Source organism: Hymenobacter montanus (assembly GCF_014699115.1).
Lineage (GTDB): Bacteria > Bacteroidota > Bacteroidia > Cytophagales > Hymenobacteraceae > Hymenobacter > Hymenobacter montanus.
The window spans coordinates 213,195-227,217 of record NZ_JACXAD010000005.1 but is presented as its reverse complement, the minus strand read 5'-3'; the positions used below and the strand labels follow the sequence as shown (position 1 = coordinate 227,217).

The window sequence follows — 14,023 nt, the reverse complement described above, 5'->3', positions numbered from 1 at the left end:
TCACGCGCAGACTGATAATTGGAAACGAAAAAAGCAAGAATAGAAACACGGTTTTGCAGGTTCGATGCCTGCCGAGGGTACCATATTAGGAGTTCGAGTCCCTCCTAGCGCACGAAGCCCCGCTGGCCACCAGGTCAGGGGGCTTTAATGCTGGTATAATTTGAAAGGCCCCGCCTGAAGGTCAGTACCATCCTAGCCGAAGCAACCGCTGGGCATGGGGTGATAGTGCAAAGCTTCGAGGGCGGGCTAGCGAGCAGGTCCTTGACCTAGTTGCAGTGGCTGCCCGGGGCATGTGCGGCCGGCTTCGTTTCCCTGCACCTTTTGGTCCCTGCTCAGCCCCACGGTTTACCCGATGATGGCGTACTGGCTGGCTTTATCTCCAGTGCTGTACTGCACTACGCAGGATGCTGTGAGCTCGGGGCCGAAATAGTGAGAGCCGAGAGCCTATCCCCACAGCCGCAAGCCTACCAGCGAAACGGGCCACACCATAGGGGCGGCTCACGTGGTTCTGGGAGAGGTAGAGGGGCAGTGCTAACCCTGCCAATCATTAAGTCCTGACGGGTCGAATGAGGGCTGCTCATCCCGAACAAATTAAAAATAAGCCGGCTGAATTCATAACGAGTTGAATTTTAAGAGCTGAATCAACTGATCTATTTTAATTAAATCGCTATTTGCCAGTGCTTTATGGATTGAAATGTTAAATATGGGTTTAGTGAAACAATCTCTTTGGATTTCTCTAGTTGCACTAACCCCTATCTTCACGCATATTCGGGAAAAATTATACGCCTTCCTTTCTTCCTACCAACCTCTGTTTGGGCATGAAAAAGTTACCCTGTAACGATGAAAAGATGGGTTTGTCTTTCTCTCTTGCTGTTGGGCTGGAGCCCCGCGTTTGCCGCCACATTCACTATCGCAAACGGGGATGTGGCGGGCCTGGCGGCGGCTATTAACGCGGCTAACACTAATAACCAAGCTGACATCATCAACCTGGCCACTAACGGTACCTATGTGTTTACCACGATCAACAACATCGTGACGGACATGCCCGATCCGGGCTACATCGAAACCGAAGGACCAGTGGCGTTACCAGTCATTCTCGGTGAGCCGGCTCCCGCGGTCGACTTGATTATCAATCTGAATGGGTCAGTGTTGCGGCGCAGTAGTGCCGCGCCCCTCATGCGCTTGTTGCAGGGGCAGAATAGCAGCGATTTATCCTGGCAGCTCAACGGCGGCACCATCAGGGATTTTGAAAGCCCCGCTGATAATCCGCTACCAGGCCACGGTGGTGGGGGCGGCGCGGTCGTGGTCGGCATCAGCAATACGTTCAGCAGCGAATCCATGACGTTTGAGAATTGCACGTCGAATAGCCTGGAAGAACGCAGTGGCGCGGCGCTTCAGGTTGGGGGAGCTTCGCAAATTACGTTGAGAAACTCTACGTACCGGAACAACACCGGTACGAGCTATGGCGGCGCCGTCACAGTCCTAGGTTCCGACGTACGGATTGAAAACTGCGTGTTCGACCACAATACCTGCACGGAGGGGGGAGGAGCCGCCGTGTACGTCGACGGGCTTCGCAAGACGTCGGGTGATAACTTCACGGGCCCTGGCGGTTTGGGCGAGATTATTGGCTGTACGTTCACCAACAATACCGCGCCTTTTTATGGAGCGGTCTTTCTGCAAGGCTACAACCTCGACCAATGGGTTGTCAGAAACTGCCAGTTCACCAATAACACTGCCACGAAGCTTCCCGGCCCGAATATCCCCGGCGGCAAGGCTGGGGGGCTGTGGCACAATACGCACAACAACGGTCGGTTTGAGGTGTCGAACTGCACCTTTGAAAACAACGAAGCCAGAGAGCACGGCGGCGGCGTCGGTTGTGGCCGGGGGGATAACAAGTTCATTAACTGCACCTTTTACGGCAACAAAACCTTCGAGCCCGGGGGGCTCGGCGGCGCCCTTTATCAGTATGGAAACGAGAATAAGGCCATCGATGACCCCGAGGAGTGGTTTACCACGATTGTCAACTGCACGTTTGCCAACAACATGGCCGGGGGCTACGGGGGCGCCTGGTCGATTAGCACGGATAACGGGGCCATCCGGGGCAGTGTCCAAAACACCATCATCGCCAATAACCGCGCCTACCAGCAGTGTGGCTACCCGGTTCCGCCCGACTGCGTGCCCTACAACAACGCCCACAACTGCGGCAGTATTTTAAATAATAACGGCAACAACATTGAGTATCCTGAGCGCAACAGTATTACTGACCCGAATGACACGCCGTGCTTTCCCCGGCCGGTGGTGGTGAACAGCAACACGATGCCCGTTATCGACCCGCGGCTCTCTCCCCCGGCCTCGAACGGGGGCCCGACCCGGACCATGGCCTTGCAGGCTAACAGCCCGGCCATCAACGCCGGCAGCGGTTGCCCCGCCACCGACCAGCGGGGCCTGGCCCGGGTGGGGGCCTGCGACATCGGGGCCTACGAGTTCAGCACCCCGCTACCCGTCGAGCTGGCGGCCTTCAGTGTGGTGGCGCGCGGGGGCGTGGCGCACCTGAGCTGGCGCACGGCCTCGGAGACGAGCAACGCGGGCTTCGGGGTGGAGGTGTCGAGCGATGGGCAGCAGTTTCGCCGCCTGGGCTGGGTGGCCGGGCAGGGCAGCCGCCCTTATCCGACCGACTACACGTTTGCTGACCCGGCTTTACCCAGCTACGCCGGGCCGTTGGTGTACTACCGCCTGCAACAGATAGACGAGGGGGGCACGGGGCGCTTCTCGCCGGTACGGAGCGTATCGGTGCCGGTGAGCGGGGCGCTGGGCCTGCAGCTTTGGCCTAACCCGGCCCGGCAGCGGGTGAGGGTAGGGGGCGTGGAGGCGGGGCAGGCCGTGCGGGTGTACGACCTGAGCGGGCGCCTGGTGCTGGCGACGACCGCGCCCGTGAGCGGGCCCTCGGAGCTGGAGTTGCCGGCGGGCTTGCCCCGGGGCAGCTACCTGGTGCGAGCGGGCGTTCGGGCCGGCCGCCTGGTGCTCGAGTAAGGCCACAATGTGTCGGCCAGCGCCAAGCGAACCAGGACTGGCCTATAGCTATCTCTCTTAAGTTCGGGCGTACGCAGAAAATCATAAAAGCCTCGAAACCCCTACTGAGACGTTCGCAAAAATCAGCTATCGAGGGTGGCAGTCGCTATTCATAGATGCTGGTCTTAAACGATTGTTGGATTTATGTAAACTATATAAAAACGGATTATTGATTGTGCATACTTCCCAGACATTTTAGAATTAAATACGCTAGTGTATTTATGTCGCTTTGCTAATAAGTTATTAATCACTCTTTCTCTCTACCACCCTAGTAGCCATGAAAAGATCATACTGTCATCATGAAAAAAATAGCTTTGATTTCGCTTTTGTCATTGGGCTACAGCAGCACATTTGGTGCTGTTTTCACCATCCCTAACGGGGACGTTACGGCCCTGATCACCGCCATCAGCACCGCCAACACCAATGGCCAGGCAGATATCATCAATCTGGCCGCCAACGGCTCTTACACTCTAACGGCCGTAAACTATACTTCCGCTGTTCTCAACTCAACTGGCTACGAAGGGGAACGAGGCCTGCCCAACATTAACAATGACGTCGCCGGCCTTGACTTGACCATCAATGGGAATGGTGCGACCATCCAGCGGGGGAGTGCGGCCCCCAACTTTGGCCTCTTCTCCTGTCAGGGACAAACAGTTTTTAACAATCTCATCTTCCGAAATGGTAACGTAAACGCCCAAGGTGCCGCCATCTTTGTTCAATCTAAGGGCCACCTTGAGGTTAACAGCTGCTCATTCTACAACAATACTTCTTTGCTGAATAGCGAAGGGGGCGGTGGCGCCATTTATACGAAAAGTCTAAGCGTCCTGACAGTGAGGGATTCTTATTTTGAAAACAATTCGGCAATCAATACAGGCGGAGCCATCAGCAACTTGCTCTCTAACATGACCATCCTGAACTGCTCTTTTAAAAACAACCGAACTACCAGTTTGACGGGTGGCGTTGGTGGAACAATTTATGAAGACGGGGCACGGGGAGACAACGGATTTACCATCATAAGAAATAGCATCTTTGAAGGCAGCAGTACCGTCGGTGACGGTGGGGCTCTATTCCTTCAAATGTACAACAATGAGTCGTCGGAAGTGACTGGCTGTACTTTTCGGGCGAATTCAGCTCGGCTAGGCGGCGCACTTTGGTACGAAGGAGCCGGCAGCAACGGCGTTTCTGACCCGGAGTATCCACTCAATAAGATACCAGAAAATACTACGCTGCTTTTTAATAGTTGCGTTTTTGACGGCAATACTGCTACACAATTCGGAGGAGCAGTTTGGCTTAGTAAGTGCATTCTAAATGAAATTCACAGTTGCACCTTTAAGAATAATACGGCTAATTATGGTGGGGCTATTGACTTGATTACAAACAGGCCTTTTACTTTTAGAAACTCTACCTTTAACAACAATAGAGCTTATAATGCCGCCGCAATAGGAGCGGCAGTATCCGCCAAACTCACTGTCTATAATTGCACTTTTGAGGGTAATATAGCTGATGCGTACGGGGGCGCGATAACAGTCCCGCATAATTCCACTCCGGTAGATATCATCAACTGCGTTTTTGCTAATAACCAAGCTACCAGCACAGCTAATGGCCAAGGCGGGGCCATATATTCTGGCCCCAGTACTCCCAATAATACCGTGATGATTAAAAATAATATATTTTTTAATCAAACAGTTGGCAACCCCTGGAATGTTTGGAAACACTGTAGTTGTGAGTTAAATGACGGGGGCAATAATATATTCTTTCCGGAAAATGCCGGCGGCAGATGCGTAGCGACTCCCGGGAATTCATTGTTTGTAGACCCTCTGCTGAGCCCCTTAGCTAATAACGGCGGGCCCACTCAAACTATGGCCCTGCGAGCGGGCAGCCCGGCCATCGACGCCGGGGGCAGCAGCTGCCCCGCCACCGACCAGCGGGGTCTGGTGCGGGTGGGAGCCTGCGACATTGGGGCCTACGAGTTCAGCGCCCCGCTGCCCGTCGAGCTGACGGCCTTCAGCGTGACTGCCTCCGCGGGCGTGGCGCAGCTGCGCTGGCGCACGGCCTCGGAGACGGCCAACGCGGGCTTCGCGGTGGAGGTCTCGAGCGACGGGCGGCAGTTCCGACGCCTGGGCTGGGTGGCCGGGCAGGGCAGCCGCGCCCATCCGACCGACTACACGTTTGCTGACCCGGCCCTGGCCAGCTACGCCGGGCCATTGGTGTACTACCGCCTGCAACAGGTAGACGAGGGGGGCACGGGGCGCTTCTCGCCGGTGCGGAGCGTGCCGGTGAGCGGGGCGCTGGGTCTGCAGCTCTGGCCCAACCCGGCCCGGCAGCGGGTGAGCGTGGGGGGCGTGGGGGCGGGGCAGGCCGTACGGGTGTACGACCTGAGCGGGCGCCTGGTGCTGGCGGCGACCGTGCCCGTGAGCGGGCCCTCGGAGCTGGAGTTGCCGGCGGGTTTGCCCCGGGGCAGCTACCTGGTGCGGGCCGGCGTTCGGGCCGCCCGTCTGGTGCTCGAATGAGCCCGTGACTCAGCTGGCCTTCCTAATCATGCATTTTAGTTTTGGACAGATTGGCTAGCACACCCAGCCACGCTGGGAGCCCTGGGGCGGCGTATAACAGCCGAGAAAATGGAGCTACCCATCTTTTTTGAGGAGCCCTAACACCAGTACCTTCTGTCTAGAAAGCAACGCTGAACTGGTACGTTTTCAGCGCCCGCTTGGGTAAGGATAAGATATTCTGCTCAAAGAATCAGCACCTTCTGCTTGGTAAGCCGCCTATACTCAACTGCTTATTTGAAGAAGAGAATGGCATCAGTATAGGGGAGGGTAGCGACCATTTAAATAACCTGCGTGCAGAGCGGCTCATTTTAGATAATGCTTCCTTATAATTGAATTTAATTAATATAATTTTCTTGTCTTTAATCGGAAGGTTATTTATGGAATATGATTTCTATAAATTTGACTAGTTGTACTAACCACTATATTCGTGCAGTACCACTAATAATCGGTTCGACACACTTTCTTAACTACCGCTATCCGTCATGACAAACTTACTCTGTAGTGATGAAGAAGTTACTCTTACTTTCGCTGCTGCTGGGCTGCGGTCCTTCGTTTGCCGCCATTTTCCCGATCGCTAACGGGGATGTCGCGGCTCTGGTGGCGGCCATCAACACGGCCAACACTAATGGGCAGGCCGACGTCATCAACCTGGCTTCCAACGGGACGTATGTCTTTACCACCATTAATAACACCGTCACGGGGCTGCCGGGAGGCTACATCGAAACCGAGGGGCCAGTGGCGTTGCCGCTCATTCGCGATGACGTGGCCTCTGGCTTTGACTTGATTATCAACCTGAATGGGTCGGTGCTGCGCCTGAGCAGCACCGCGCCCCGCATGCGCTTGTTGCAGAGAGCCTGGGGGCCGGAGGTATCCTGGCAGCTGAACGGTGGCACCATCAAGGATTTCGAAAGCCCCGCCAATAACCCCGCGCCGCGTCGTGGCGGGGGCGGGGGGGCCGTGGTAGTAGGCCCAGGCGATCTATTCACCAGCGAATTCATGACGTTTGATAATTGCACGTCCAATAGCTGGGAAGAGCGTGCCGGGGGAGCTATCTCCGTTGGAGGAAGCTCAACCGTCACGCTGAAAAACTCCACCTACAAAAACAATACGGGCACCAGCCACGGGGGGGGCGTTACAGTGCTGCTCTCCGACATCGTGGTGGAGAATTGTGTATTTGACAACAACCAATGCACCAGGGATGGCGGATCCGCCATTTATGTCGATGGCTGTATGGGGTGGGTTGACAGACCCGGTGGGATGGGGCAAATTACTGGTTGTACGTTCACCAATAACACCTCCCGCAATTTTGGCGCAGTGTTTCTGCAGGGCTACCATGAGGACAAGTGGTTCGTGAAAAACTGCCAGTTCACCAACAATAAGGCGACCGGAACGGAAAAGGGAGGCATGGCCGGCGCGCTCTGGCACAGCGGTCTCAACAACGGCACGTTTGACGTGTCTAACACTACCTTCGAAAACAACGAGGCCAAGACGCACGGCGGTGCGGTGGCCTGTACCCGGGGCACCAACAACTTCACCAACTGCACCTTCTACGGCAACAAAACTCTTGATCCCGAGGGCTTGGGCGGGGCCCTCTATAATATGCAAGAGGGTAGAAATCCACCCCCTCTATGGTTTTCGACGATTGTTAACTGCACGTTTGCCAATAACATCTGCGGGGGCTACGGGGGCGCCTGGGCGGTAAGCAATGATAGCATAGGCGCGATCCGGGGCAGCGTCCAAAACACGATTATCGCCAATAACAGAGCCTATCAGCAATGCGGCTATCCACCCCCGCCCGGTTGCATAGGCTACAACAACACCCACAACTGCGGCGGTACGCTCATCAATAACGGCAATAACCTCGAGTACCCGGAGCGACCTCTGAGAATGCTGTATCCCACGTGGGATAACCCCGATGATAAACCGTGTTTTTCCCGGCCAGTGGTGTTGAACAGCAATGCCATGCCGGTGATCAATCCGTTGCTTTCCCCACCCGCCTCGAACGGGGGGGCCACCCGGACGATGGCCCTACAAGCTGGCAGCCCGGCCATCAACGCCGGTAACTGCAGCGGCAGCAGCGTGCCGGCCACCGACCAGCGGGGCCGGGCCCGGGTGGGGGCCTGCGACATCGGGGCCTACGAGTTCAGCACCCCGCTACCCGTCGAACTGGCGGCCTTCAGTGTGGTGGCACGCGGGGGCGTGGCGCACCTGAGCTGGCGCACGGCCTCGGAGACGAGCAACGCGGGCTTCGGGGTGGAGGTGTCGAGTGACGGGCAGCAGTTTCGCCGCCTGGGCTGGGTGGCCGGGCAGGGCAGTCGGGCCTACCCGACCGACTATGCTTTTGCCGACGCTGGTCTGGCAGGCTACGCTGGGCCGCTGGTGTACTACCGCTTGCAGCAAGTGGATGAGGATGGTCCAGCCCGGTTTTCGCCGGTGCGCAGCGTGCCGGTGCCGGTGGGTGGTGCGCTGGGCCTGCAGCTTTGGCCTAACCCGGCCCGCCAGCGGGTAAGTGTGGGGGGCGCTGAGGCGGGCCAAGCTGTGCAGGTGTACGATCTGAGTGGGCGCCTGGTGCTGGCGGCCACCTTGCCCCTGAGTGGACCACCGGAACTGGTCTTGCCAGCTAGCTTGCCCCGGGGCAGCTACCTGGTGCGGGTGGGAATTCGGGCCGGCCGCCTGGTGCTCGAGTAAGCCTACGACTCATCTGCCAATGCTAAGTGGACCAGGGCTTGGCTAATCTATTTATTATTCTATTATCTCTCTTTAGCCTGAGTTCAGGCGGTATTAAGCTTAAGCCATACGCAGCCCACGGTAAAAGCCTCGTAGCTCGTGCTCAAACATTCATAACAGCTACCGAGGGCGATGGCCTGTATGATATAAGTGCCAGTAGCAGTGGTAAGCCTTTGCTCAGCAGGGCCGGGGTTTAATATTGCTTTTCGGGAATATAGAAACATTTTCTCGAATGAGTGAGTACAGCTAACTGTATCCAGGCGATGTAAAACAAGATCAGGTAAGAATATGTTCTTTAATTTTTTGTTATTTTGCGTGGAAATATTGTGTTTATTGAATTATTTTCAGGTCATAATGACTTGTGACATATATTTTATATGTTTTTTGATATTAGGCTGGTATATTTGCGCCGCTTTTGGAAAAATCACTCCTCCGTGCTTTTCTTCTACCACCATTAGTAGCCACAAAAAACCTTCGTAATTATGAAAAAAGTAGCTCTGCTTTCTCTACTGTTGTCGGGCTACAGCAGCGCATCTGGTGCCATTTTCACCATCCCTAACGGGAACGTTGCGGCTCTGATCACCGCCATTAGCACCGCCAACACCAATGGCCAGCCGGACATCATCAATCTGGCCGCCAACGGCTCTTACACTCTAACGGCCGTAAACTATACTTCCGCCAATCCCGGGTCGACTGGCAACGAAGGGCAGCGCGGGCTGCCTAACATTGGCAATGACGTTGCCGGCCTTGACTTGACCATCAATGGGAATGGCGCGACCATCCAGCGGGGGAGTACGGCCCCCAACTTTGGCCTCTTTTCTTGTCAGGGCCAAACGGTGTTCAACAATCTCATCTTCCGAAATGGGAGGGTGAATGCGCAGGGCGCCGCAATATTTGTTCAGTTTAAAGGAAATATTGAAGTTAATGATTGTTTTTTCTACAATAATAACTCTTTGCTGAACGCGGAGGGAGGTGGCGGCGCCATCTATACAAAAAGCTTGAGCGTGCTAGCGGTCAAGAACTCTTATTTCGAAGGGAATTTGGCGGTTAGGCAGGGCGGCGCCATCAGCAGCCTGCTCTCCAACCTGACTGTCCTGAACAGCACTTTCAAAAACAACCGGACTTCCAGTCTGGCAAATGCCGCCGGCGGGGCCGTTAGCGGCAACGGAGCCAGGGGCGATAACGGGTTCCTGACCGTAAGAAATACCTTATTCGAGGGCAATACATCAAGTGGCATTGGTGGTGCGCTGTATCTTCTCGCTAAGCGGGAACAGTCGGCCGAAGTAACAGGCTGTACCTTTAAAACAAATTCGGCTGATCAAGGTGGTGGCCTTTGGCTCAAAGGAACCGATAGCTCCGGCGTCTCGGATTCGGAGTATCCGATCACTAGTGGACCAGAAAATACCACGCTGCTCTTTAATAGCTGCGTTTTTGATGGCAATACTGCCACGTCTTTAGGCGGCGGCCTGTGGCTCTCGACGGGTATTATCGATGGGATTCACAGCTGCACTTTTAAAAACAATACAGCTAAAACGGGCGGGGGAGCCGCCTTGTCAACAGACCGGCCGCTTACTTTTCGTAACTCCACTTTCAACAACAACACCGCTGATATTGCCGCGGCAATGAATGTGGGAGTAAGCGCGAAAATTACTATTCAGAATTGTACTTTCTACGCTAACATAGCAAATAAATACGGCGGCGCATTATCTGTTCCCCAAAACATTGTTCCAGTGGATATTGTCAATTGCACTTTTGCCAACAACCAGGCTAATAACCCCGGCAACGGACAAAGTGGAGCCATTCATTCGGGAAATAATAGTGGGAACAATATGGTAATGATAAAGAATAATATCTTTTACAACCAAACGGTTACTAACCCCTGGAAGGTGTGGAGAAACTGCAATTCGGTGTTGAATGACGGGGGTAGTAATCTATTTTTTCCGGAAAACGAAGGCGGTAGGTGCGTAGCGGCTTCTGAAAGCTCATTATTCGTAGACCCGCTCTTAGGCCCCTTGGCTAATAACGGCGGTCCTACTCAAACCATGGCGCTGAGGGCGGGCAGTCCGGCCATCGACGTAGGCAACGGCTGCCCTACTACCGACCAGCGGGGTATGAAGCGGGTGGGCCCTTGCGACATCGGGGCCCATGAGTTCAGCGGGCCCCTGCCCGTCGAACTGACGGCCTTCAGCGTGACTGCCTCCGCGGGCGTGGCGCAGCTGCGCTGGCGCACGGCCTCGGAGACGGCCAACGCGGGCTTCGCGGTGGAGGTCTCGAGCGACGGGCGGCAGTTCCGGCGCCTGGGCTGGGTGGCCGGGCAGGGCAGCCAGGCCCGACCGACCGACTACTCCTTTGCTGACCCGGCCCTGCCCAGCTACGCCGGGCCGTTGGTGTACTACCGCCTGCAACAGGTAGACGAGGGGGGCACGGGGCGCTTCTCGCCGGTGCGGAGCGTGCCGGTGAGCGGGGCGCTGGGTCTGCAGCTCTGGCCCAACCCGGCCCGGCAGCGGGTGAGCGTGGGGGGCGTGGGGGCGGGGCAGGCCGTACGGGTGTACGACCTGAGCGGGCGCCTGGTGCTGGCGGCGACCGTGCCCGTGAGCGGGCCCTCGGAGCTGGAGTTGCCGGCGGGTTTGCCCCGGGGCAGCTACCTGGTGCGGGCCGGTGCCCGGGCCGGCCGTCTGGTACTCGAGTAAGGATGCGCTTGGCCGCCAACCAGCGCCAAGGGTAGCCGGAACGCCACCCAACGACCGCTGAGCGCGCATCAATACGAAACGCACTACGCAAGGTGAGCTGGCTCGGGGTTAGAATAAAGCCTTTATTTTACCGGGCGGGCTCTTGACATACGTTCTCGAAGGCCGTGACCGATAAGCAGCCGGCGGTATTTTTGCCCCGATGTCGGTTCTGCTTCGCCTTGGTTTACCTGTATTGTTGCTCGGTGTGGGCATGGCCTACAGCCTGCGAACCGGCAAGCTGACCCCGGCCGGAGTGTGGACGGGGGGGCTGCTGGGCCTGCTGATCTTTTTGGGCAGCGGCTTTGCTGGAATAGGCTTCCTGGCCCTCTTTTTTGGATTAGGCTCCGCGGCCTCGGCCTGGAAAGCGGCTGATAAACGCCGGCTGGGGCTAGCCGAGGCTAATGAGGGCCGTCGCACGGCGGGCCAGGTGCTGGCCAACGCCGGGGTGGCGGGGCTATTGGGGCTGCTTGGCTGGCAGTTGCCCGCGTACGCACCGCTGGCCCAGCTGATGCTGGCTGGCAGCTTTGCCGCCGCTACGGCCGATACCCTGGCTTCGGAGCTGGGCAACGTGTACGGCCGCCGCTATTACAACGTGCTCACGTGGCGGCCCGATACCCGGGGCGACAATGGAGTGGTGAGCGTGGAGGGCACGGTGCTCGGCCTGGCGGGCAGCGCCCTGGTGGCCGGCGCGTACTGCGTAAGCTTCGGCTGGGGCCCGGCTTTTGGGTGGCTGCTGGTGGCGGGCACGGTCGGCAACCTGGTAGATTCGGTGCTGGGCGCCACGCTTGAGCGGCGGCATTTCGTCACCAACAACGTCGTCAATTTTATCAACACGCTCGTGGGGGCCTGCACTGCGGCGGGCTTGGCCGCCCTACTTTAGCACCCATTCTGGACCGGGCCCGGCGGAGGTTCCTTATCCAGGGGCATCGGGTTAGGGCAGCACCGGTGCCGGTCCGGGCATGGGAGGGTAAAAAGGCCGAAAAGCGGGTCTTGCTGGTCGCTCGGCAGCCAGAGCCTTCTGCTGCCTGCCATCAGAAATTAGCGAGCAACGCGAAGCCCCGGCTTTCGCGGCCTTCGCAGGTCCTGGCCAGATGGGGCTCTTCCTTGGTGAAGCCGCCGGGCCCACCGACGAAAAGCGCGTACTAAAAATTCCTTAACAGAGACCTACCGGCAACTCAGCGGTTATTGCAGGATGCTTCCCATTGCCTTCGCGCCCTCCTACGCCCACCCACTGCCAGCTGGCCACCGCTTCCCAATGCTGAAATACGAGCTGTTGCCCGAGCAACTGCTGCGCGAAGGCACCGTGGCGGCCGCCGATTTTTTTGTAGCTACCCCACCCCCGGCGGCCGATATCCTGCTCGTGCACGAGGACGCCTACTACGAGCGGCTGCGCCACGGGCAGCTTACGCGGCCGGAGGAGCGGGCCACCGGCTTCCCCTGGTCGGCGGCGCTGTTCGAGCGCGAAATCACCATCCTGGGCGGCACCATTGAGGCGGCCCGGCGGGCCTTGGCGCACGGCGTGGCGTTCAACATTGCCGGGGGCACCCACCATGCGTTCCGGGCGCGCGGCGAAGGGTTTTGCCTGCTGAATGACCAAGCCGTTGCCGCGGCTTGGCTGCTGGCGCACGTACCTGCCATCCGGCAAGTACTCATTGTGGACCTCGACGTCCACCAGGGCAACGGCACGGCGGCTATCTTCCGGCGCGAGCCCCGGGTTTTTACTTGTTCTGTGCACGGGGCCCGCAACTATCCGGCCCGCAAAGAAACCTCCGACCTGGACCTGCCCCTGCCCGACGGCACCGACGACGCTTCCTACTTGCAGCTATTAGCCGAAACGCTGCCGCGTCTGCTCGACTCCGTACGGCCTGATTTCGTGTTCTACCAAGCTGGTGTCGACGTGCTGGCCACCGACAAGCTGGGCCATTTGAGCCTCACCCGCGCGGGCTGCCGCCGGCGCGACGAGCTGGTGCTCGGCCTCTGCCATCGCCACCAGCTGCCCGTGGTCGTGTGCATGGGTGGAGGCTACTCCGAGCGCATTATCGACATTGTGGAAGCCCACGTCAACACTTTTCGGGTGGCCGCGGAGCTGTGGGGGTAAGCCGCCGGAGCGCGGCCCGTTTTGGGCCGTGGAGGCAGGAATAGCGGCGGGTTGGTAAGGGGTGCGCTGCCGTTTCGGGATTATTCCGGTAGTATGGCCTGGTAGGGGAGCTGGCTACTTCAGCAGAATTACCTGCCAGCGAAAGGCCCAGCGCCAGCGTATTTCGTAGCGCTCGATGCCCGCCCGCGCCAGCAGCCGCACCCAGTCGGCCCGGCGAAAGGCCCGGGCTACCGATAGGGGAGCGTCGTGCTGCACCAAGTAAGAGCCGCCCAGCAGCCGGGTGAGCCCCTTGATGCTGTAGTAGGCCAGCCAGTGCCGGTGTAAGTCGTTGATGACCACCGCTACCTGAGCCTGCTGCTGCCATTGGCGGAATAGCGCCACCAGCTCGTCGTCGGTGAAATGGTGGCAAAACAGGCTGCACGTAACGATGTCGTACGATTGTGCCTGGAACTGCGGCGAAAATATATCGAACGCCTGATAGGAGATTTCCGGATAAAGCTGGCTTTTCGCCCCGGCGTAAGCCAGCATGAAGGGGTTGGCGTCGATGCCCGTCAGCTCCACGGGAACGGCGTGCTTGTGCGCCCAGCGCGCGATGTGGCGCAGAGTATCGCCGCCGCCGCTGCCCAGATCGGCCACCCGCACGGGCCGGCCGCTCAGAAACCGGGGTCGCAGCCGGCTGAGGGCGTTGAGCACCGGCGCGTAGCCGCCCAGCCACGTGTTGATGGTTTCGAGCTCGTCGAGGTTCTGGCGCAGGGCCTCGGAGGCCAGCGTCAGGTCGTCCATCAGTTCGGGGCCGGAAGCGCGCTCATCCAACATGGAGCCGGGAAGAAAGGGTAGCTAATTAATGAACC

At 58.0% G+C, this 14,023-nt stretch carries 8 protein-coding genes and 1 pseudogene; 7 read left to right on the top strand and 2 right to left on the bottom strand.

Going from position 1 to position 14,023, the window contains the following annotated elements; all coding sequences use genetic code 11:
• The first annotated feature begins 840 nt into the window (after positions 1-840).
• A complete protein-coding gene (locus IC235_RS06345) occupies positions 841-3,030 on the top strand; it encodes a choice-of-anchor Q domain-containing protein (RefSeq protein ID WP_191004325.1) in 2,190 nt (729 codons plus the stop codon).
• A gap of 545 nt (positions 3,031-3,575) precedes the next feature.
• Here IC235_RS06345 and IC235_RS22380 read toward each other — a convergent pair.
• Complete coding sequence (locus IC235_RS22380; protein ID WP_240540703.1) at positions 3,576-3,800, bottom strand: hypothetical protein; 225 nt, start codon at positions 3,798-3,800, stop codon at positions 3,576-3,578.
• On the opposite strand from IC235_RS22380, the pseudogene IC235_RS22765 reads away from it, so the two are divergent.
• The 6 genes and pseudogenes from IC235_RS22765 to IC235_RS06320 form a co-directional block, all read left to right on the top strand.
• Positions 3,738-4,688 (top strand): annotated as a pseudogene (locus tag IC235_RS22765) (hypothetical protein); the annotation flags it as partial. The gene IC235_RS22380 and the pseudogene IC235_RS22765 sit on opposite strands and share 63 nt — an antisense overlap.
• Before the next feature lie 183 nt (positions 4,689-4,871).
• On the top strand, positions 4,872-5,579 hold the full coding sequence (locus tag IC235_RS21980; protein WP_223847121.1) for a T9SS type A sorting domain-containing protein: 708 nt from the start codon (positions 4,872-4,874) through the stop codon (positions 5,577-5,579).
• Between the two features lie 543 nt (positions 5,580-6,122).
• Positions 6,123-8,306 (top strand): choice-of-anchor Q domain-containing protein, encoded by a 2,184-nt coding sequence (locus IC235_RS06335; RefSeq protein WP_191004323.1) that lies wholly within the window; start codon positions 6,123-6,125, stop codon positions 8,304-8,306.
• Positions 8,307-8,827: 521 nt separating this feature from the next.
• Positions 8,828-11,035: a choice-of-anchor Q domain-containing protein gene (locus tag IC235_RS06330; protein ID WP_191004322.1), complete on the top strand. Its 2,208-nt coding sequence runs from the start codon at positions 8,828-8,830 to the stop codon at positions 11,033-11,035.
• Between the two features lie 199 nt (positions 11,036-11,234).
• On the top strand, positions 11,235-11,954 hold the full coding sequence (locus tag IC235_RS06325) for a DUF92 domain-containing protein (RefSeq protein ID WP_191004321.1): 720 nt from the start codon (positions 11,235-11,237) through the stop codon (positions 11,952-11,954).
• Positions 11,955-12,266: 312 nt separating this feature from the next.
• Positions 12,267-13,172 (top strand): histone deacetylase family protein, encoded by a 906-nt coding sequence (locus tag IC235_RS06320; protein ID WP_191004320.1) that lies wholly within the window; start codon positions 12,267-12,269, stop codon positions 13,170-13,172.
• 114 nt (positions 13,173-13,286) lie between these two features.
• Here the strand turns inward: IC235_RS06320 and IC235_RS06315 are convergent, their stop codons facing one another.
• Complete coding sequence (locus tag IC235_RS06315) at positions 13,287-13,988, bottom strand: methyltransferase domain-containing protein (protein WP_191004319.1); 702 nt, start codon at positions 13,986-13,988, stop codon at positions 13,287-13,289.
• Positions 13,989-14,023 lie beyond the last annotated feature (35 nt).